The organism is Cognatundibacterium luofuense (assembly GCF_018139685.1).
Lineage (GTDB): Bacteria > Pseudomonadota > Gammaproteobacteria > Burkholderiales > Burkholderiaceae_D > Undibacterium > Undibacterium luofuense.
Genome location: NZ_JAGSPN010000019.1, coordinates 12,790 through 34,945, shown reverse-complemented (window position 1 = coordinate 34,945; position 22,156 = coordinate 12,790). Strand labels below are relative to the sequence as shown.

The 22,156-nt window shown below is 52.7% G+C and carries 16 protein-coding genes; 11 read left to right on the top strand and 5 right to left on the bottom strand.

Going from position 1 to position 22,156, the window contains the following annotated elements; all coding sequences use genetic code 11:
- Window positions 1-299 precede the first annotated feature (299 nt).
- Both KDM89_RS18485 and KDM89_RS18480 read left to right on the top strand, forming a co-directional pair.
- Window positions 300-2,033 carry a methyl-accepting chemotaxis protein gene (locus tag KDM89_RS18485; RefSeq protein WP_212689405.1) on the top strand — a complete coding sequence of 578 codons (1,734 nt, stop codon included), beginning with the start codon at window positions 300-302 and terminating at the stop codon, window positions 2,031-2,033.
- Between the two features lie 50 nt (window positions 2,034-2,083).
- The gene (locus KDM89_RS18480; protein WP_212689404.1) at window positions 2,084-2,428 is read left to right on the top strand and encodes an energy transducer TonB; all 345 of its coding nucleotides are present in this window, start codon (window positions 2,084-2,086) and stop codon (window positions 2,426-2,428) included.
- Window positions 2,429-2,532: 104 nt separating this feature from the next.
- Here KDM89_RS18480 and KDM89_RS18475 read toward each other — a convergent pair whose 3' ends face one another.
- The 3 genes from KDM89_RS18475 to KDM89_RS18465 form a co-directional block, all read right to left on the bottom strand.
- Complete coding sequence (locus tag KDM89_RS18475) at window positions 2,533-2,748, bottom strand: hypothetical protein (protein ID WP_212689403.1); 216 nt, start codon at window positions 2,746-2,748, stop codon at window positions 2,533-2,535.
- 231 nt (window positions 2,749-2,979) lie between these two features.
- Window positions 2,980-5,130 carry a M3 family metallopeptidase gene (locus KDM89_RS18470; protein ID WP_230427972.1) on the bottom strand — a complete coding sequence of 717 codons (2,151 nt, stop codon included), beginning with the start codon at window positions 5,128-5,130 and terminating at the stop codon, window positions 2,980-2,982.
- Window positions 5,131-5,346: 216 nt separating this feature from the next.
- Complete coding sequence (locus tag KDM89_RS18465) at window positions 5,347-6,567, bottom strand: MFS transporter (RefSeq protein ID WP_212689402.1); 1,221 nt, start codon at window positions 6,565-6,567, stop codon at window positions 5,347-5,349.
- Window positions 6,568-6,761: 194 nt separating this feature from the next.
- On the opposite strand from KDM89_RS18465, the gene KDM89_RS18460 reads away from it, so the two are divergent.
- The 4 genes from KDM89_RS18460 to KDM89_RS18445 all read left to right on the top strand — a co-directional run bounded on the left by KDM89_RS18460 (window position 6,762) and on the right by KDM89_RS18445 (window position 10,925).
- Entirely contained in the window at window positions 6,762-8,285 is a 1,524-nt protein-coding gene (locus KDM89_RS18460; protein WP_230427971.1) for a DNA-3-methyladenine glycosylase 2 family protein, read from the top strand.
- A gap of 25 nt (window positions 8,286-8,310) precedes the next feature.
- Window positions 8,311-8,811 carry a methylated-DNA--[protein]-cysteine S-methyltransferase gene (locus KDM89_RS18455; RefSeq protein WP_212689401.1) on the top strand — a complete coding sequence of 167 codons (501 nt, stop codon included), beginning with the start codon at window positions 8,311-8,313 and terminating at the stop codon, window positions 8,809-8,811.
- A gap of 219 nt (window positions 8,812-9,030) precedes the next feature.
- Complete coding sequence (locus tag KDM89_RS18450; protein WP_212689400.1) at window positions 9,031-9,591, top strand: phasin family protein; 561 nt, start codon at window positions 9,031-9,033, stop codon at window positions 9,589-9,591.
- Between the two features lie 155 nt (window positions 9,592-9,746).
- The gene (locus KDM89_RS18445) at window positions 9,747-10,925 is read left to right on the top strand and encodes an acetyl-CoA C-acetyltransferase (RefSeq protein ID WP_212689434.1); all 1,179 of its coding nucleotides are present in this window, start codon (window positions 9,747-9,749) and stop codon (window positions 10,923-10,925) included.
- Between the two features lie 95 nt (window positions 10,926-11,020).
- Here KDM89_RS18445 and KDM89_RS18440 read toward each other — a convergent pair whose 3' ends face one another.
- Entirely contained in the window at window positions 11,021-12,556 is a 1,536-nt protein-coding gene (locus tag KDM89_RS18440) for a peptide MFS transporter (RefSeq protein WP_212689399.1), read from the bottom strand.
- Window positions 12,557-12,926: 370 nt separating this feature from the next.
- Complete coding sequence (locus tag KDM89_RS18435; protein ID WP_212689398.1) at window positions 12,927-14,891, bottom strand: methyl-accepting chemotaxis protein; 1,965 nt, start codon at window positions 14,889-14,891, stop codon at window positions 12,927-12,929.
- 357 nt (window positions 14,892-15,248) lie between these two features.
- Here KDM89_RS18435 and KDM89_RS18430 point away from each other — a divergent pair, with 357 nt between their 5' ends.
- From KDM89_RS18430 to KDM89_RS18410, 5 genes are all read left to right on the top strand, one after another.
- Entirely contained in the window at window positions 15,249-16,568 is a 1,320-nt protein-coding gene (locus tag KDM89_RS18430) for a M16 family metallopeptidase (protein ID WP_212689397.1), read from the top strand.
- A 2-nt stretch (window positions 16,569-16,570) separates the two neighbouring features.
- Entirely contained in the window at window positions 16,571-17,983 is a 1,413-nt protein-coding gene (locus KDM89_RS18425) for a M16 family metallopeptidase (protein WP_230427970.1), read from the top strand.
- 99 nt (window positions 17,984-18,082) lie between these two features.
- Window positions 18,083-20,578: an alpha/beta hydrolase family protein gene (locus KDM89_RS18420; protein WP_212689396.1), complete on the top strand. Its 2,496-nt coding sequence runs from the start codon at window positions 18,083-18,085 to the stop codon at window positions 20,576-20,578.
- A 66-nt stretch (window positions 20,579-20,644) separates the two neighbouring features.
- A complete protein-coding gene (locus KDM89_RS18415) occupies window positions 20,645-21,085 on the top strand; it encodes an ANTAR domain-containing response regulator (protein ID WP_212689395.1) in 441 nt (146 codons plus the stop codon).
- A gap of 108 nt (window positions 21,086-21,193) precedes the next feature.
- Complete coding sequence (locus tag KDM89_RS18410) at window positions 21,194-22,066, top strand: DMT family transporter (RefSeq protein ID WP_212689394.1); 873 nt, start codon at window positions 21,194-21,196, stop codon at window positions 22,064-22,066.
- Window positions 22,067-22,156: the final 90 nt, after the last annotated feature.

Here is a 22,156-nt window from a genome sequence, read left to right as displayed (position 1 = left end):
GCAGCGAAATGTTTTGTTGTGTTTTGGAAATCTCTTTTTATTAATGATGCGCTGCCAGAAAATTCAGCAAGGCAATATTCTGTGAAAAGAAGTAAAAGCAGTTGAAATTTCCGAAAAACCCGTTGCTGTTGAGCAAAATTAAAGTATATTTCCAACCTGTACCTGTCAATTTCTGCTTGTTCCCGGTAGCGCAATATAAAACCTATTCTGCAGGTATAGCGTTTTACACAAAGCGATGGTAAGCAACCGCGCTTTGGTAGCGGGATTTTGTTTTAACTTATTTCATAACAGTCAAGTACATGAATTTCTCGAATATGACGGTGAGTAAGCGTCTGGGGCTTGGATTTGCTCTGGTATTAGCTTTTCTGGTAGCAGTGACAGTGGTTGGCATTATGCGTATGTCCCAGATTCAGGGACGTCTGGAGCGCATTGTGAATGTCAGTAACGTTGAGACACGTCTCGCGATTGATATGCGCGCGATTGTGTATGACCGCATGGTCTCTCTGCGCAACCTGACGCTGCTGAATGACGCTGCTGACATGGAAAAAGATCTGGCAAAAATTGCAGATCAGACCAAAAAATACGCGGAAGCGAACGATAAGCTGATCAAGCTGATTCAGAACGAAGGTTCTTCGCATCCGGAAAAGAAAGCCTTGCTGGATAAGCTGAAGGAAAAAGAATCTGCAGCTGCATCCCTGCCGGCAAAAGCCCAGGAACTGGGGCTGGCAAATAATCCGGAAGTTGCGACCATCACCCTGATCAAAAAAGTGCGTCCTGTGCAGCAGGCGTGGCTGGATTCTCTGGATGAGCTGGTGGATCTGGAAGATAAACTGAACACCAGCGTGGCGGAACAAGCCAGTGCTGAATTCAAATCTGCCACGATCATGATGCTGATTCTCGGCGCACTGGCTGTAGCCGGTGGCGCAGTAGCTGCTTATGTGATCAGCCGCAGTCTGCTGAAACAGCTGGGCGGCGAACCTGAATATGCAGCACAAATTGCTGGCCAGATTGCTGCAGGTGAACTGACTGCACCGATCGAAGTTGCGCACAACGACCAGGGCAGCCTGATTTTCGAAATGAAAAAAATGCGCGACAGTCTGGTGAATATCGTTGCGCAGGTTCGTATGGGTACGGATACCATCGCGACCGCGTCCAGCGAAATCGCCACCGGTAACCTGGATTTGTCTTCCCGCACTGAACAGCAGGCAAGCTCGCTGGAAAAAACCACATCTTCCATGCGCGAACTGACTTCCACTGTGAAACAGAATGCGGACAATGCACGCGAAGCGAATCAGCTGGCTGCTTCGGCATCTGAAGTGGCGCGTCAGGGCGGTGTTGTGGTGGCTGAAGTGGTTGAAACCATGGGCTCGATCAACGAATCGTCTAAAAAGATTGTTGATATCATCAGTGTGATCGACGGCATTGCGTTCCAGACCAATATTCTGGCGCTGAACGCAGCGGTGGAAGCTGCGCGTGCCGGTGAGCAAGGTCGCGGATTTGCTGTGGTGGCGGCGGAAGTCCGCAGTCTGGCACAACGCAGTGCAGCAGCGGCAAAAGAAATTAAGACGCTGATCGATACATCGGTTGAGAAAGTCGAAGTCGGTACTAAACTGGTTGGACAAGCCGGTGTGACGATTGATCAGGTTGTCAGCAGCGTTAAACATGTGACAGACATCATTGCGGAAATTACTGCAGCGAGTCAGGAGCAAAGCGCAGGTATTGAACAGGTTAACCATGCCATTATTGAGATGGATGGTGTGACTCAGCAAAATGCGGCACTGGTGGAAGAAGCAGCAGCCGCTGCGCAAAGTCTGCAGGATCAGGCCGCTGAACTGGCGAAAGTGGTCAGCGTGTTTAAACTGGGCGCTGCGGATCATCAGATCCGTACACCGGCACCGTCTGTTGCAAGCGCAACACGCCGTGCAGAACCTGTTGTTCGTCCGAAGGCAAAGGCGGATACTGTAAGGTCTCTGCCAGCGGCAAAGCCGGCTGCGAAAAAAGCGCAGGCAGATGATGAATGGGAAGAGTTCTGAGCTGTAATTCCTTCCTGACTTGATTGATGGCTAACGAAAAGAACTGAATCATGAAACCGATGCTCTCTTCCATACTCTCAGCTTTATTACTGGTTGCTGCAGGTTCTGTTATGGCAGCGGAAACGTCGCCAGTGATGGATAACAAATCCTGCGATCCGCCGAAATATCCGAAAGCGGCGCTGATGAATGAAGAAACAGGTACTGTCACCATGGGTTTTCTGGTGGGTACTGACGGTAAAGTGTCTGAGTCACGCGTTGACAAAAGCAGTGGCTCCAAGAGTCTGGACAAAGCTGCGCTGCAGGCACTGAGCCAGTGTAAATTCAAGCCGGGTACGAAAGACGGCAAAGCAGAGCAAATGTGGACGAAAGTGGATTTCGTCTGGAAACTGGAGTAATCCGGTGAATGGCATTGCACTGGTATAGCCGGTGCGATGCTGCAGGATCAGTGGAAACGCCCGGTATCTGCCGGGCGTTTTGCTTTTTGCAGACAAGTCCGTGATCAGTTCATCAAAGCCGCCTTTTCAGCTTGCTTCTGCGACTCAGTAGAAAAACCCTTGTCCGCATCGAAAAAAAGCCCAGCGGGCTGTTGTGTGCCTTTGCGGGGCTGTATTGCGGTTAGGCGTACTTGTGTTTCGCTGGTGGCGGGACAAGCGCTGCTGGCAGCATGAATGGCCATTTTCAGGTCCCAAAAAGCCCTGAATGCGGATTCTGGCATAGCGATCCGGCAGTCGTCGGCAGAAAGTCCGGCTCTCCGTAAAATGCAAATGCGGATAGCTGCATAATGACGGGTGTTGTGTTGTCCGTTACCAGAGGGTGAAGGCTGACTTGCCGGTGTTGGCGAGCGGGAGAGGGCAGCATCGCCGGATGGCTGCTGAAAATAAAAAGGGAGAGCATTTGCTCTCCCTTGCTTGCCTTTTCACTGCGCATCTGCGGCGCAGCGCGCGGCTTATTGCAGACCGCGGCGTTCCAGCAATGGCTGGATTTTCGGATCACGTCCACGGAACTGACGGAATGATTCCATCGGGTCGATGCTGCCACCGCGTGACAACAGTTTTTCACGGAACCAGTCACCGTTTTTACGGGTCAGGCCACCGTTTTCCTTGAACCATTCGACCGTGTCGGCATCCAGCACTTCACTCCACAGATAGGCGTAATAGCCGGCAGAATAGCCGCCGCCGAAAATGTGCGAGAAATAAGTGGTGCGGTAGCGTGGTGGCACCGGTGCGAAATCCGCGCCCATTTGCTTCAGTGCCTGCTGTTCAAACGCCAGTGCATCCGAAGGAATGGCATCGGCGCTGATCTGATGCCAGCGCTGATCCAGCAGCGAGGCTGCGATGTATTCCGTAGTTGCAAACCCCTGATTGAAGCGCGAGGCAGCACTGACTTTATCCAGCAGGTTTTGCGGAATCACTTGCCCGCTCTGATAATGCTTGGCGTAATTGGTCAGCACTTCCGGCCAGGTCGCCCACATTTCATTGACTTGCGAAGGGTATTCTACAAAGTCACGCGGTACATTGGTGCCGGAGAAGCGCGGATAACGGACTTTCGAGAACAAACCGTGCAGTGCATGACCGAATTCGTGGAAGGCAGTACGTACTTCATCCATGGTCAGCAGTGTTGCTTCGCCTGCCGGTGGCTGCGGAATATTGAGATGGTTCGCAATAATCGGCTTATAACCAAACAGATCGGCTTGTTCGGCGTAACTGTTCATCCACGCGCCACCGCGTTTGCTGTCGCGGGCATACATGTCTGCGATGAACAGCGCCATCGGTTTGCCGTCGCGGTCAGAAATTTCATATACGCGGACGCTCGGATGGTAGACCGGTAAGTCTTTGCGCTCTTTGAAGGTGATGCCGTACAGCTTGGTCGCGGCAAAGAACACACCGTTTTCCAGCACATTGTTCAGCTCGAAATACGGACGCAGCTGACTGTCATCGAAAGCATAGCGTGCTTTACGTAACTGCTCGGTGTAATACGCCCAGTCCCAGGCTGCCAGCTGAAAACCACCCTGTTGCGCATCGATCAGTTTTTGCAGTTCTGCAGCTTCTGCACGGGCATTTTTCACCGCTGCCGGTGCCAGCTGGCCCAGCATATTGTTGACAGCTTCCGGTGTTTTTGCCGTTTCAGATTGCAGACCATAGGCTGCGTAATTCGGATAACCCAGTAATTGCGCACGTTCGGCACGCAGTTTTGCCAGATCAATCGCCACCTGACGGTTATCAAAGCTGCCGCCGTGGCTGCCACGATTCACGGAAGCTTCGTACAGACGCTGACGGGTCTGGCGGTTTTCCAGCGTTGCCAGCAAAGGCTGGCCGGTGGTGTTCATCAGAGGAATGACGAATTTGCCATCCAGTCCGCGGCTTTTAGCAGTCGCAGCGGCAGTCTGGATTTCAGAATCAGACAAGCCTTTCAGTTCTTCACGGGTATCCACCACCAGCGCAGACGCGTTGGTTTCTTTCAGCACGTTCTGGCTGAAGCGGGTGCCCAGCGTTGCCAGCTGGCTGTTCAGGGACTTCAGTTTTTCTTTTTGTTCCGCATTCAGTTTTGCACCGGCGCGTACGAAGTCGGTGTAATAACGCTCCAGCAAACGCAGAGATTCAGCGTCCAGCCCCAATTGTTCGCGTTGCTGATACAGCGCGGCGATACGTTCAAACAGTTTGCCGTTTAAGGTGATCTGATCCTGATGCGCAGACAGCTTCGGTGCCAGTTCTACGGATAATTGCTCCAGCACCGGATTGGTGTTGGTTGCCGTCAGATTCGAGAAGATGGATTCCACCCGTGTCAGCAAGCGACCGGAACGTTCCAGCGCAACGATGGTGTTTTCAAATGACGGGCTGACTTTGTTTTCCGCGATCTGGCGGATTTCTGCGCTGTGTTGCTTTAAGCCAATTTCAAATGCAGGTGCGAAATGCTCATTGCGGATTTTGTCAAATTCAGGAAAACCATATGGCAGACGGCTTGCCGCCAGCAGAGGATTCGCTTTGGTGCTGGTCGCAGCAAGCCGCCCTGTATTCACAGGTCCCTTCGGGGCATCGGCAGCAATGCCGGATTGAACAGCCAGTGCGGAGCAGACAAGCATGAGCAGGTTTTTTTTCATGGAAAAATCAAGTGTAAATAATATATTAAATGATAATTTTTTGCCGGAACTTTTTCTGGTGAGGAAATCAGCACATCATAAACCGGTTCACGGTATCCAGCAAAAATTCCGGACGCAGATAAGCGCAAAAAATCATTATCAGCAATGAAGCCGTCAGTAAAGCAAGCAGCAAGCGAAACAGGAGCGGGCGCATACCGTTACAATAAAATTGAACTGTCAGGAGTTTTGCGGCGCAGCATTCATACGCGATAAGGGTTTTTCACTGACTGGCAGATTAATCAGGGCGGCGAAAATACCCAGCGCCAGAGTAATTCCCCACACCACATTGTATGAACCAAAACGGGTGTATAAATAACCGCCGAGCCAGACACCGGAAAAACTTCCCAGCTGATGCGAAAAGAACACAAAGCCGGACAGCATTGATAAATACCGCACACCGAAAATACCGGCAATCACGCCATTGGTCAGCGGTACGGTTGACAGCCACAGTAAGCCCATCGCTGCAGAAAATAAATATACGGAATAAGAAGTCAGCGGAGCCAGTAAAAACAGTGCAATGACTGCAGTACGCGCGCTGTATATGCCGGACAGCAGGTAGGGCTTTTTATAGATACCGCCGAGCTTACCTGCGTAATACGACCCGAAAATATTAAACAAGCCGATCAGCGCCAGTGCCGTCACCGCGATACTGCCATCAGTGATGCCCTGATCTTTAAGATACGACGGCATATGCACACCGATAAATACAACCTGAAAGCCGCAGACAAAATACCCCGCTGTCAGCAGCAAAAATGAACGGTGCCCGAAGGCTTCACGAATAGCAGCGCTGATGCTTTGCTCGTTGCCGGTACTGGCAGCACGCGGTGCTTCACGCAAGCGCAGTGCCATTGGCACCATGAGCATCATCACAACAGCCGCGAGCAGAAAAAAGGCATTTTGCCAGCCTGCCTGCGTAATCAGGGACTGTTCCACAGGCATCATCATGAATTGTCCGAACGAACTGGCGGCGGAGGAAATGCCGAAAGCCCAGGAACGCTTTTCCAGCGGGGCAGTACGCCCGATAATGCCGCTGACCGCGCCAAAAGCCGTGCACGCCAGCGCCGCTCCGAGTAATACGCCTGAGCCGGCGATAAACAGCACCGGATGACTTACCGTGGCCATCCATAGCAATCCGCCGGCATAACAACAGGCACCGAAGATAACGACTTTCATCGTACCGAACCGTTCAATCGCGATGCCTGCCAGAGGCCCGAATGCACCCCACATCAGATTTTGCCAGGCCATCGCTGAGGAATAGGTTTCGCGGGTCCAGCCGTGTGCGGCAGATAACGGTTGCAGCCAGAAGCCAAAGCCGTGACGAATGCCCATTGCCAGGGTCAGAATCAGGCCGGTGGCAATCAGAACCGCTTTTAAATCAGGGAGGTTTCGTTCAGTCATGATGTCAGTAAGATGCAGAGTTCTGTGCAGTCTACTCGAAAGCTGCAAAACCCGTGGACTGGTGAACTGACCATGACAATTGCTGTGCCTGAACCCGCCACTTGCCATCTTGTCCGAATATGGCGAGTCCTGTTGCTGTTCCGCCGTTATGATGATCTGACTGCACTTCACAAGCTGAACTTTGAGTAAATGCGATGAATGAAAAAACGGAGACCCGCCAAACTGCAATGCATCCCGAAAACGGCGTGCATCCTGAGCAGGCGCGCGGTCAGCAATACTACAAAGCACTCTGCGCCCGCGACCGGCGTTTCGACGGCGTTTTTTTTACCGGTGTACTGACTACCGGCATTTATTGCCGTCCGGTATGCGGCGTCAAAACGCCGCGTGCTTCTTCATGCCGCTTTTTTAACAGCGCCGCCGCCGCAGAACATGCCGGTTTTCGCCCCTGTCTGCGTTGCCGTCCCGAGCTGGCTCCTTATGCTTTGCAGCAAAATCTGGCGCACCGGATCTGGCATCAGATCGCGGAAGGTGCCTTGAACCAACAATCGCTGGAAGCTTACGCTGCAAAGGCTGGCTTGTCTTCACGTCAGATCCGTCGTGTTTTATTGCAGGAGTTTGGCGTATCACCTGTAGAACTGGCGCAGACCCAGCGCTTGTTGTTTGCAAAGAAACTGTTGCAGGAAACCGATATGCCGGTCACGGACATTGCTTTCGCCGCCGGATTCGGTAGCTTGCGACGTTTGAATGCTTTATTTGCAGAGCGTTATCAGATGACACCGGGGTCTGTGCGCAGGGCAAGACAGCACAGCACGGAAAGTATTGTGTTGCGTCTTGCCTATCGTCCGCCTTATGACTGGGAGGCAGTCATCCGTTACCTGGCATTCAGGGCGATTCCGGGTGTGGAAATGGTGACGGTCAGCGGTGAAAGCAGCGTATATCGCAGAACTGTCAGTCTGGCCGGGCATCATGGCAGCATTGGTGTGACGCATGACGCTGCAAAATCGCAACTGATACTGGAAGTGACAAATACCCTGACTCCGGTGTTGTTCCCGCTGATGGCGCGTGTCCGCGAACAATTTGATCTGGAAGCCAGTCCGCTGCAAATTGCAGACAATCTGGGGAGCGATCCGCTGATCGCATCACTGGTCAGTGCGCACCCGGGATGGCGGGTGCCGGGGGCCTTTGATCATTTTGAGCTGGCGGTCAGAGCAGTGCTCGGACAGCAAATCAGCGTTGCCGGTGCAACCACGATTGCCGGCAGACTGGTTCAGCGCTTCGGGACGCCGCTGGATCAGCATCAAACGCAGTTTTTATTTCCGTCACCGCAAGTCATTTGCGGGTTAACGGTCAGTGATATTGCTGAACTGGGGATGCCGGGCAAACGTGCGCAAACACTGATCGCACTGGCACAGTTTGCCTGTGACGGCGGGTTGATACGCAAGCCGGGAGATACGCTGGAATCCTGTACAGCAAGACTGTGCGAGTTACCCGGAATTGGCCCGTGGACAGCTCATTACATCGCCATGCGGGCTTTACGATTTACCGATGCGTTCCCCGAAGGGGATCTCGGCTTACAGAAGGCACTGGCGCAATTGCAGAAACAGGATGGCAGTGAGTCAGTCGTGCCGAAATGCAGTGCAGCTCAAACGCTGGCAGCAGCGGAGCTCTGGCGTCCGTGGCGGGCGTATGCCGCCATGTTGCTGTGGCAATTCGGCTGAATAATGGTGAAAGGCAGAGTCAATCATGCAGAAGTTTTTTTCAGAATTTTCCACCCCCGTTGGCGTGCTGACACTGGTGGCTACGGAGCGCGCTCTGGGAGGGGTGTTTTTTGAGCGCCATGCGCACTTTCAGGGGATGGCAAAGATGCAACGTGCTGATGACCTGCCGGTGTTTGGCATGCTCAGAGAACAACTGACGGAATATTTTGCAGGCAAGCGCAGCAGCTTTTCTGTACCGCTTGATCTGAGTGCCGGTACGGTGTTTCAGCAGCAGGTATGGCGTTTACTGGCAGAAATTCCCTATGGCAAAACCTTATCCTATGCGGGGTTAGCTGAAAAACTCGCGAACCCGAAGGCTGTGCGTGCGGTTGGCGCTGCTAACGGCAGAAATCCGTTTTCTATTCTGTTGCCTTGTCACCGGGTGATTGCATCGGACGGGCGTTTAACCGGCTATGCCGGCGGGCTGGAAAATAAAGCATTTTTGCTTAAATTTGAAGCATCTAACCAACAGTTGTTTGCTGAATAATTCAGCAGAAATTTTTGTGAAATAAGGCATAAGTCAATGATTTCAAATGAATTTGCAAAAATCATAAGCAATAACATTTATATCATTTTGTTGCGATGCACAAAAAGTGCTTGACCTGGAAAAAAAAGGGAGCGTAGAATCCGGATTGTTGCGGTGCGTCATAAGAAGGGCTTCACGGATGTCGCTGCTACTTTTGCAATCTCACCGACGGAGAAAACCATGACTACTACCCCAGAACAATTTATCGCTGCAACCAAAGCTAATCTGGAAGCTCAGTTCGCTTCAGTAGCAGCACTGAACAAAAAAGCATTCGAAGGTCTGGAACAACTGATGACACTGAATGTGAACGCAGCCAAAGCCAGTCTGGAAGAAAGCACTGCAGCAGCAAAACAATTGCTGAACGCAAAAGATCCGCAAGAGTTTTTCAACCTGACATCTGCACAGGTACAGCCTGCTGCTGAAAAAGTGCTGGCTTACAGCCGTCACCTGACAAGTATCGCAACAGCGACACAACAGGAGTTCACTAAAGCTGTTGAAACACACATCGCTGATACTAATACCAAAGTAATCGGTCTGATCGATGAAGTAACAAAAAACGCGCCAGCTGGTTCTGAGCAGGCTGTTGTTGCACTGAAAACTGTTGTTGGCAATATCAATGCCGGTTACGAACAACTGAGCAAAACAGCGAAACAAGCGCAGCAAACACTGGAAGACAATCTGAACAAAGCAACACAGCAATTCACACAGGCTGCTGAAAAAGCAACTGCAAAAAAGAAGTAAGCTGAGTGTTCGTTGTTTTCAAAAGCCCCCGACTCCCCCGGGGGCTTTTTTTGTTTCCACACGTATTTTGATGTCATGACGCTGTGCAATACTGCTTCAGCGTACAATTGTCGAATTGAAATTTTCAGCCAACTTGTTTTCACAGGAGAATGCAAATGCAAGACGTGGTGATTGTGGCAGCCGGACGTACCGCAGTGGGTAAATTTGGTGGATCGCTGGCAAAAGTGCCTGCTGCAGAGCTGGGAGCAACGGTAATCAAAGCATTGCTGGCCAAAACAGGCCTGCAAGGCGAACAAATCAGCGAAGTATTGCTGGGTCAGGTACTGACGGCAGGTGTTGGTCAGAATCCGGCACGTCAGGCGGTGATCAAAGCCGGTTTGCCGGACATCGTTCCAGCAATGACGATCAACAAAGTCTGCGGCAGCGGCCTGAAAGCAACGCATCTGGCCGCGCAAGCGATCAAAGCCGGTGATGCGGACATCATCATTGCAGGTGGTCAGGAAAATATGAGTGCGTCGCCGCACGTGCTGCAGGGTTCGCGTGACGGTTTCCGTATGGGTGATGCCAAACTGGTCGATACCATGATCGTTGACGGTTTGTGGGATGCATACAATCAGTACCACATGGGTATTACTGCTGAAAACGTCGCGAAAAAATATGGTGTAACCCGTGAAGAGCAGGATGCTTTTGCCGTTGCTTCGCAAAATAAAGCCGAAGCTGCTCAGGTAGCCGGTAAATTCAAAGATGAAATCATTCCGGTAGAAATTGCCAGCAAAAAAGGCACGATCGTATTTGATACTGACGAATTCATTAAGCCGGGTGTCACAATCGATGCGCTGAACACACTGCGTCCGGCATTTGACAAGGCTGGCACAGTCACCGCTGGTAATGCTTCCGGTATCAATGACGGTGCTGCAGCCGTGATCATGATGTCGGCGCAAAAAGCACAGGAACTGGGTTTGCCGGTACTGGCACGTATCAAGGCTTATGCATCTGCCGGTATCGATCCGACTATTATGGGTATGGGCCCTGTTCCTGCAGTCAAGCGCTGCCTGCAAAAAGCCGGCTGGACGCACGAAGAAGTGGATCTGATGGAAATCAATGAAGCGTTTGCTGCGCAGGCGATCGGTGTGAACAAAGAAATGGGCTGGGATACTTCCAAAATCAACGTGAATGGTGGTGCGATTGCAATCGGCCATCCTATTGGTGCGTCCGGCTGCCGTATTCTGGTGACCCTGATCCATGAAATGATACGTCGCGATGCCAAGAAAGGTCTGGCAAGTCTGTGTATCGGTGGCGGTATGGGCGTTGCGCTGGCTATTGAGCGTCCGTAATTCAGCCTGAAACAAGCATCTGCTGATGCTTGTTTTCACCAGTAAAAAAGCCGCGCTGTTTGCACAGCGCGGCTTTTTTGTTGAGCATGGCAACATTAATGAATGCCGTGCATCTTTTTCGCCATCCATTTATTCAGCATCATCAGAATCAGACCGGCAGTAATCGGAATGATTGTGAAGATCAGGAAGAATGTCGACATCGAGTAGGTTTTAGAAATTTCATCGATATAGCTACCTGTCAGGCCGGCCAGCTTATTCGCAACCGCTGTATTCAGGAACCACAGACCAAACATCAGACCCAGCAAGCGTGGTGGTGCCAGCTTACTGATGTAAGACAGACCAACCGGCGACAGGCACAGCTCGCCCATGGTGTGGAAGAAATAAGCCAGGATCAGGAAAATCATGCTGACCGATGCGGTTTTCGCACCAGCAGGAATCGACGAAGAGCCGTAAGCCAGTGCTGCAAAGCCCAGGCCCAGCAGAATCAGACCGGTACCGAACTTCACAGGACCGCTAGGATCCCAGTATTTGTCCCACATTTTGGAGAACATCGGCGCCAGAATCACCAGGAAGAAGGAATTCAGCACGCCGAACCAGGTGGCTGGTACTTCAGACTGGGACAGATCAAATTCACGTTTGATCATCCAGATTACCAGCGCCCAGATCACACCGATACAAATCACCAGCAGGATATTCGACATCAGGTAACGCTTCGCTGTGTTGAAGAATAACTTCAGCAACAGGGCGCTCAGAATAACTGTCGGGATCAGCGTCATCAGGCTGTTGACGATTTTAAAGGTGGTGCCAACGCTGCCAACCAGAGTGCGGTCGGTGTAGTCTGCTGCGAAAATCGTCATCGAACCACCGGCTTGTTCAAATGCAAACCAGAAGAAAATCGTGAAGAAAGAGAATACGCCGATGGCTTTGATACGGTCCATCACGATATGGCGTGGTGGCTCTTCAACAGCCACTTCTACTGCCGCAGCAGCTTTTTGTGCTTTGCTGAGACCGATGTCACCGAAAATACCCTGACCCAGATAGAACTGGATTGCACCCAGCATCATGAACAAGCCAGCCAGACCGAAGCCATACGACCAGGAAATTTTTTCACCGATGTAGCCGCACAGCAGAATGCCGAAGAACGCACCGGAGTTCACGCCCATGTAGAACAGGGTATAGCCGGAGTCGCGCAGGTGTTCGTTTTCTTTGTTATACAACTGACCGACAATCGCGGAAATATTCGGTTTGAACAAACCAGTACCGAGAATCACCAGCCCCAGACCCAGGTAAAACATAGGCTGAGTTTCAAATAACAACGAAGCGTGACCGGCGGCGATGATAAAGCCACCCAGCACGACTGAACGGCGGCTGCCCAGGAATTTATCAGCGATGTAGCCACCGAGAATCGGGGTGAAATACACCAGCATGGTGTAGGAACCGTACAGGCTGGTTGCATCAGCGCGGGTCCAGCCCCAGCCGCCTTTGGCTGCTTCCGTGACCAGAAACAGAACCAGCAGCGCGCGCATACCGTAATAAGAAAAACGTTCCCACATTTCTGTGAAGAACAGCACAAACAAGCTCTCGGGATGGCCGAGAATGGTGTTTGCCCCCGTGTTTTGAATATTATTCAAACCGCTCTCCGTTTTTGATAATTGTTGGACAACTTTTACCAGCAAAATATATTTTCAGTGCTGATATCAAAATGATGTGAATTGGTGCAATTCGCGGCGTAGATTACCACGACAGAAAAAACTGACAGAAAGAGATATGCTGCAACGCAGCAAAATGTATGCCAGAGTGCTGGTCACGAAGGAATGGAGGTGGGCAGATTTCGAAGATTGTTTGTACTTACTCTTTAAGAAGCACCCGGATAGCGGGAATTCGGCGGCTGCATTCAGAATGAAGTTTGGTAATGGCAGAGTGTTGCAACTGTGCCGCATTCCTTGTCTGAAAACCGGCTTTGTGCAGATTTCGCACAAAGCCGGTGCGTACTGATATGAATCAGGTCTTAAATACACTCAGTGCCTGCCACAACTTGTGGGCTTCATCTTTGAGAGAATCGGCAGCGGCGGCTGACTCTTCCACCAGTGCAGCATTCTGCTGAGTAGCCTGATCCATCGCCCCGATTTCCTGATTAATACGGGCAATTCCTTCACGCTGGACCAGTGAAGCACTGGAAATTTCCTGCATGATGCCACTCAGATTTTCGACCGTACTCAGCAGTTCGTGCATGGTGTTGCCGGCCTGATGCACGGCATCGCTGCCGAGGCTGACTTTCTGTACCGACGCGTCAATCAGCGCCTTAATTTCTTTGGAAGCCTGTGCACTGCGCTGCGCCAGATTGCGCACCTCGCTGGCCACAACAGCAAACCCGCGCCCCTGTTCTCCGGCCCGTGCAGCTTCCACTGCAGCATTCAGCGCCAGAATATTGGTCTGGAAAGCAATGCCTTCAATCGTTGTGATGATATCTGCCATCCGGCGCGATTCAGTCGTGATCGCATCCATGCTCTGCACCACTTTCTGTACTTCCTGACCACCCTGACGGGCAGTGCCGGCAGCAGATACGCTGAGCTCACGTGCTTTCTCTGCATGTTCCGCATTCGTACGCACCGTGTCATGCATGCGTTCGACGCTGGCGGCGGTCTCTGCCAGCGAAGCCGCCTGATTTTCAGTGCGCTGAGATAAATCCAGATTACCTTTGGCAATTTCGCCGGAAGCGTCCGAGACAAATTCACTACTGTCACGGATTTCCGCGACCATTTGCCGCAATTGCTGCTGCATGCTGGCCAGTGCCGCCATCAGGCTGTGACTGTCACCGGAGCGCAGTTTTACCACCGTCGTCAGGTCTCCCTGTGCAACCTGATGCGCGATTGCTGCAGCAACTTCCGGCTCGCCACCCAGCGGGCGCAGTACCAGACGGTTAATCACCGCCAGCAGCATGGCAGATACCACCGCAACGCTGATCAGTCCTATCAGCAGAGAAAGGCGGCGCAGCTGACTGACCCCGGTCAGAATTTTATCTTCCGGTACGCTGATGCCGAATGACCATGGTGTGGTGGTGTTACCAACTTTTACCGGCACATAAATGCGAGAAAGTGTAGTATCAAGCTGGCTGTCGTACACATCATCATCGTAATCTTTGCCCTGCAGGATGGCATCCGACAATGCCTGATTACCGGATTGCTCGCTGAGTTTCTTACCGACCAGCGAGCTGTCGGCGGTACCGATAATCACACCCAGATGCGAGCTCAGTGTTGCATAGCCGGTTTCATAAGGGCGGATTTTGCTGACACTGTCCTGAAAACTGGCAACCGGCAAGTCGACAGTGACTGCGCCGATGACCTTGCCCTGATCTTTGACCGGAATCGCAATCGTAGTCATAAACACGTCTTTACCGGCAATTTTGTAGAAGTAAGGTTCCATCAGGAATTCCTGACCCGTCTTCTTTGGCACCAGATAGTAGTCGCCGGCACCTTCTTTTTCATAGTCGGTCAGTGCTTCCACCTGCACCGTGCCGTTACCACGGTTCCAGTAAGGAATATAGCGTCCGCTGGCATCGTGTCCGGGTTTGCCCGCATATTCACTGTCTTTGCCGTCGAAAGCATTTGCTTCCCACACAGTGCCGATGCCGGTAAATTCCGGGTGTGCTTCGAGTACGCTGCGTATTAACTGGTCAGCCACTTCACGGCTCGCCATCTGGCGCTGTTTAAGACCCAGCAATTCTGCGGCCAAATGACGGCCGGCATACAGCGCCTGATTCAGTTTTTCACTGATCTGGCTTGCGTTATTGCGTGCCAGTTCAGTTGCGTACTGATCTGAGGTGGCGGACTGCATACGTGCAGCCTGCATGCTCAGTACGAAAATCGTGATTGAAAAGCCCAGAATTACCATTGCCAGCACAGCTGCCAGCATCTTGCCGCGCAGGCCGTATCGTTGAAAACGTGTTCGCAGAGTTGTTGCCATCATTCAGAGTCCAATACCAGTTCAAACACCGGAAGCACCGTTACTGTGCATTAATCGGCGTTATAACAACAGAATGTACCCATATTACCCGTGCCATAGGTAGTTGGCGAACAAAAGCTGATTTTCAGCAACATCCGGCACGCTCTGAATACAACGATCGTAAAAAAGCTTTAAGCCAGCGGGGAACTGATGTTTGTGCTGCATGGTCTACGCAAGCCGTAATGCACGGATGTGCAGGGAAAGGTAACAGGATTGCGGTGGCTGGTGCAGACCAGTTACGCATCATTGTGGCCCTGAGAAAATCCTTTCGCTACAGCACATCCTACAAGTACAAACCACGTTTTTGCGACGGAGATCTCTATGACATGGAAATTAAAAACGCTGGCAGCAGCGCTGCTGGCCGGACTGAGCGTCGGTGCCAGTGCTATGCAAGCAGCTGAAGTGACACAACTGAGTCTGCCGAATGGCATGAAATTCATTCTGGTGGAAAGCCATACGATTCCGAATGCGAATATGTACACCTACTGGAAAGTCGGTTCGCGTAACGAAGTGCCCGGCATTACCGGACTGTCGCATTTTTTTGAACACATGATGTTCAATGGTTCGAAAAAATTCGGACCAAAACAGTTCGACCGTACCATGGAAGCAGCTGGCGGCGCGAATAACGCTTACACCAACAAAGATGTGACCGTTTACACTGACTGGTTTCCTGCCTCTGCCTTACCTGTGATTTTTGATCTGGAAAGTGACCGGATCGGCCATTTATCGATTGATCCGAAAATGGTTGAAAGTGAGCGCGGGGTCGTACTGTCTGAACGCAGCACCGGTCTGGAAAACTCGAACTTCCGTCCTTTGTTTGAGGCGGTCTATGCAGCGGCATTTACCGCGCATCCGTATAACATTCCGACTATCGGCCATGAGTCCGATATCAAAGCCTGGACCCAGCAGGATTTAGAGCAGTATTTCCGTACCTATTACTCACCGAACAATGCCGTCGCAGTCGTGGTCGGGGATTTCAAAACGGCAGATATCCGCAAACAAATTGAAACAGTGTTCGGCAGTCTGCCGCAGCGTGGTTTACCACCGGTGGTGCGCACAATTGAGCCGGAACAAAAAGGAGAGCGTCGCGTTTTCGTGCAGAAAGCTTCCGCGACCACGCCGAATCTGCTGATCGGTTTCAAAGCGCCGCGCAGCAACAATGAAGATTACTACGCACTGCAGATGCTGAAATCCATTCTTGCCGATGGCAAAACCTCGCGTTTGTATCAGGCGCTGGTCGATAAAGGTCTGGCAACTGCTACAGGTGCGGATTACGGTCGTTCTTTTGATCCTACCCTGTTCGGTGTGTATGCCGTCGGTGCCATTGCGGTAAAACCGGCTCAGCTGGAAGCGGCTTTACTGGCAGCGCTGGATAAAGTCGTGAAAGAAGGCGTGACAGCGGATGAACTGCAAAAAGTGAAAAATCAGCGTCTGATTGATTTGTATCGTCAGCAGGAAACCATTAACGGTAAAGCCGCATTACTCGGCGATTACGAAGTCTTTTTCGGTGATTACCGGAAACTGTTTGAAGCACCGGCTGACATGAAAAAAGTCACACCGGCCGATATTCAGCGCGTTGCGGCGAAATTGTTCCGCCAGTCTCAGCGCACCGTTGGCGTACTGGCTGCAGTGGAGGAATAAAGATGAAACTGACATTCAAATCTGTAAAACAACTGAGTTTGCTGTGCGCAGGTGCAGTGATGAGTATGCAGGTACAGGCTGCGGACTTCCGTTTGCCAGCCTATGAAACCGCAAAATTATCAAATGGCCTGACGGTCTACATGATGGAAAGGCACGATGTACCGCTGGTCGCCGTGCGCGCTGTGGTGCGTGCCGGTGCGGTTGCGGACGGTCAGCAAGCCGGGATTGCCAATCTGACCGGTGATGCCTTGCTGCTGGGCTCGCGCCAGTTCAGTAAAAAAGAGATTGATCAGCGCTTCGATTTTCGCGGTGCTCGCCTGACGGCAGCAACCAGCGCGGATGCAACCGTGCTGCAGGCAGATTTCGCAACTGATGATGTGCCCGCATTGCTGCCGGTGATGGCCGATGTGTTACAGGCACCGGTCTGGGACAAAGATGAATTTGCCAAACTTCGTTCCCGTACCCAGACTGAGTTGCGTCAGATGAAGGAAAGTCCGCGCAACGTGGTGCAGGCATATTACCGTGCCATGTTGTTCGGCAACGGTGCGTATGCCAACCCGGTTTCCGGAACCGTACAAAGTATTGCTGCACTGGAACAGAAAGATATCGCCGGTTTTTACCAGACCTGGTATCGCCCTGACAACGCAGCACTGGTCGTGGTCGGTGACTTCAAACCTGCAGTAATGCGCAAAGAACTGGAAAAGCTGTTCGGTAGCTGGAAAGCAGCCGGCACAATGCCAGCGGCCGCACCGGTAGGGCAAATCCAGCCTGATCAGGCACGAGTCTGGCTGGTGAACAAAGCGGATGCAGTGGAAACCACCTTCGTATTCGGCGGTAAAGGCATAGCCCGTAATGATCCTGACTACATTCCTCTGCAAGTCATTAACACCATCCTCGGCGGGCGTTTCACTTCATGGCTGAATGATGAATTGCGGGTCAACTCAGGCTTAACCTACGGTGCTAATTCTTCATTTGCCCCACTGGCCAAAGGCGGTAGTTTTGCCGTGTCCAGTTTTACCGCAACGGCGAAAACCGAAGCGGCACTGGCGCTTGCTGTCAAAACTTATCAGCGTCTGTGGGATAAAGGGATAGATGCGGCAGCGCTGGAATCGGCCAAAGCTTATGTGAAAGGTCAGTTCCCGCCGCGCTTCGAAACCAATCGCCAACTGGCGGAATTGCTCGGCGATATGTATGTCAGTGGCTTCGGACGTGAACAAATTGATCACTTTATGCGCGATGTTGACAGCCTGACACCGGAAAAAGCCAAACAATTGGTAGACAAACATTTTCCACGCGATAAACTGCAGATGCTGCTGATCGGCAAGGCGGAACAAATCCGCGCTGTCGCAGCAAACTATGGCAGTGTTACTGAGCTCGATATCTCCGCTGACGGGTTTGCGCCCGTGAAACCCTGATGGTCTGATTCAGCGGCAGGGGGCCGGTAACCCCCTGGACTTCAGCAAAAGCGCCCGTCCGGACACGACGGGCGTTTTTTTGTGTCAAACAGAACCGATATGTTTCAGCTAAATCATTTCATCCGTAGTTCCCTGATTTCCGTTCTGCTGATCACCGCCAGCGTACCTGCGCTGGCGGTCAATGCAGGACAGACTGCCCGTAATGCGGCTGTACCGGATGCCGGTTACCACCTGCCACCTCCGGAATTGCAGGCTGTCGTGGATGCACCGCGCGGCCCTTTGTTCCGGCTGGGGCCGCAACGGCATAACGCATTGTTAATTCATTTGCCGGGTTTGCCGGGCATACAGGAAGTGGCGCAGCCGGAACTGCGGCTGGCCGGTGTCAGGATCAATCCGCGTATGCACGCAGCCAGCATGTTTGATTTCGGCAATCATTTGCAATTGCTGGATGTGCAAACCGGAAAAATCAGAGACGTCAAAGGTTTGCCTGCCCGTACCCGTATCGCAGATACGCAGTGGTCACCGGATGAGCGCTGGATTGCGTTCACGCTGTGGGCAGACAGCGGCGTCGAATTATGGCTTGCCGATGTGCGTCAGGGCAGCGCCCGCCGCTTGCTGAAAGACAGGCTGAATGCAGTGATGGGCAGTGGTTTTCAGTGGATGCACGGCTCAGACAGTCTGCTGGTACGCCTTGTACCGCGTAACCTGCGTGCCATGCCTGCCAGTCCGCTGATTCCGGCCGGGCCGAATACGCTGGAAGCGCGCGGCGGTAAAACGTCACAAAACCGCACCTATCCCGACATGCTGCGCAATGGCAATGACGCCGATGTATTCGACTGGTTTTTACAAACCCAGCTGGCGATCATCAGTATAAACGGTGAGGTGAAGCGCACCGGCCCTGTGATGAAACTGGCCCGTGCCAGTGCGTCGCCGGATGGCAACTGGATACTGACCACACAATTGCGCCGTCCGTATTCCACTCAGTTACCGTGGGAGCGTTTCGGACAACTGGTCGAGGTCTGGGATGATAACGGGCAAAAGATCCGCACGCTGGCTGACCGGCCATTGCGTGAACGGATGCCAACCGGACAGGATGCGGTACAGGCAGGCCCGCGTGATTTTGCATGGCGCGCCGATAAGCCGGCCAGTCTGTACTGGCTGGAAGCGCAGGCTGGCGGCGATCCGGATGCACCGGCCAAAGTGCATGACGTACTGATGCAGCAGGCAATGCCGCTGGACCACGCGCCGCAGAAACTGATGGAGCTGGGCTGGCGTTTTTCCGGCGTGCAATGGAGTAGTGATCAGCTGGCGCTGGTGACGGAAAACTGGCAAAAGACACGCGATACACGTACCTGGCGTATCCGCCCCGGACAGCCGGACAGCAAGCCGGAATTACTGTTTGCCCGTAAAACCGAAGATCAGTACGCCAATCCCGGTACACCGGTGATGGCAACCAACGAATCGGGGCGTCAGGTATTGCGCACCACGCCTGACGGCAAAGCGATTTTTCTGAGCGGTAACGGAGCCAGTCCCGAAGGTGACCGGCCTTTCCTCGATCGTTTCGATCTGAGTACAAAACAGGCGGTCCGCATGTTCCGCTCACAGGCACCGTATTACGAAGAAGTGGTGGGTCTGCTCAACGATAAGGGAACGCAGATTATTACCAGCCGCGAGGCTGCAGAAGAGCGTCCTAATTTTATGGTGCGTGATCTGGCGGCGGCTGACGCACCGCGCGCACTGACCAGTTTTCCGCATCCTATGCCGCAATTCCGTGGTGTGCGCAAACAACAACTGCGGTATGAACGTGAAGATGGTGTGGATCTGAACGCGACGCTGTACCTGCCGCCCGGCTACGACCCGAAACGGGACGGACCACGTCCGGTACTGATCTGGGCTTATCCGCGCGAATTTAAATCTGCAGAAGCGGCCAGTCAGGTCACCGGTTCACCGTATCGTTTTAATCGGATTTCGTATAACGGCCCGCAAGTCATGCTGGCGCGCGGCTACGTGGTGGTCGACGGGCCGGGCATGCCGATTATCGGGGAGGGGCGACGCGAACCGAACGACAGCTACATCGAACAGTTAAAAATGAATGCGGAAGCGATTGTCGATGAGGTGGTACGTCTCGGCGTCGCAGATAAAAACCGGATTGCGATCGGCGGCCACAGCTATGGTGCATTTATGGTGGCGAATCTGCTGGCACACACACGCTTGTTCCGCGCCGGTATTGCGCGCTCCGGTGCTTACAACCGGACATTAACGCCGTTTGGTTTCCAGTCTGAGAGCCGTAATTTCTGGGCGGCAAAAAAAACCTACATGGAAATGTCGCCTTTTTACTATGCTGAACAGATCAAAGATCCGATTCTGCTGATTCATGGTGAGCAGGATAACAACAGCGGCACATTCCCGATGCAGAGTGAACGCCTGTTCCAGGCAATTCAGGGACTGGGTGGCGTGTCAAAACTGGTCATGCTTCCGGCAGAGAGTCACAGTTACCGTGCCCGGGAATCGATACTGCATATGCTGTGGGAGCAGGATCGCTGGCTGGAAACCCATGTGCGTCATGCGCGTGGTGAAGCAGGTGGTAAAGACTGATGATGTCTTTGCCGTTTGCGGACGATTTGCATTAAGATATTTTTCTGATACTTACGCTGAGCGCTTATGTTAAAAGCAGTCATCCTCGATGGAAATGCCATCGCCCGCAATTTGCTGACTTCCGTACTCACATCCGGCGGGCACGAAGTGGTGGGCGACTCCAATATCGCGCCTGCCAGCCTGACAAAAATGGTGCGTTTGCGGCCCCAGATTGTTTGCATTGATATCGGCGATGCCAACGATGAAGGGTTTGCACTGATCGACCAGTTGCGCAAGGATTTACCCAAATCGCTGATTTTTCTGGTGTCTTCCAAAATCGATGCGAACACGCTGCAGACTGCGCAACAGCGCGGCGTACACGGATTTATCGTGAAGCCGTTTAACTCGGTGGCGGTACTCAGTTCCATCCGCAATACCATTATCCGGATTGCCAAACAGCAGCGTGCGGCGCAGGAAGCCGCCACGCCCTCTTCAGAATCAAGTGGCACGGAAAGCTCTGCTGGCTGATACACAGTGTTTCGGTACCACGGATAATTCGGTCATCATGTCCGTTTTCGGCGGGTAAGCTGGTCGCTTTCCTGTATGCTGGTGTTTTTTGCATACGGGTCAGAGTTTATGCGTCAGGCTGATTTCATTCGCTTACTGGTACTTGCTGCTGTCTGGGGCGCTTCTTTTTTATTCATGCGCGTGATTGCGCCGGTGCTCGGTGCCTTGTGGACTGCGGAACTGCGTGTTGGGCTGGCCGGGCTGGCACTGTGCGTCTGGATGCTGTTCCTGCGTGAACAATTACCGGCTTTGCGACAATGGAAACAGTATCTGATACTGGGCGCAGCGAGTTCCGGTTTTCCGGCGGTGTTGTATTCGTATGCTGCACTGCATGTACCGGCGGGTTACTCAGCGATTATGAATGCCACCACGCCGTTATGGGGCGCGCTGATGGCCAGTCTGTTCCTCGGTGAAAAACTCACGCAACGCAAGCTTGCCGGCATGTTCACCGGCGTGCTGGGTGTGGCCTTACTGGTCAAACTGGGGCCGGTCAGTCTGACGACCGAAGTATTGCTAGCGCTGGCAGCCTGTTCTGTCGCCACCCTTTGTTATGCGCTGGCCGGTGTCTATACCAAAAAACTCAGTGTCAGCGGTAGTCCGACCCTGCTCGCAACGGCGTCGCAGCTTGGTGCTGCAGTGGTATTGCTGCCGGCTCTGCCATTCGCACCGCTGCATGCCACGCCGACCCTGAATGTTGCGCTGGCGATGGCGGCACTGGCACTGATTTGCAGTGCTTTCGCGTATTTGCTGTATTTCCGCCTGATTAAAGATGTCGGCCCGACGCGGGCGCTGACAGTCACTTTTCTGATTCCCTTATTTGCGCTGATCTGGGGCGCTTTGTTCCTGAATGAACATATCACGCTGAGCACGGTGGCCGGTGGCTCTGCGGTGGTGCTGGCAACCTGGCTGGTGGCGGGAGCACCGAAGCAGGCGCAGTCCTGAATTTCCGCCGGGGAACCAAACATTTCTGTCTGACTCAAAACCGCTTTTACCGCCAACGGATACCCTGATTCCGCAGGGTGTCCGCACAGG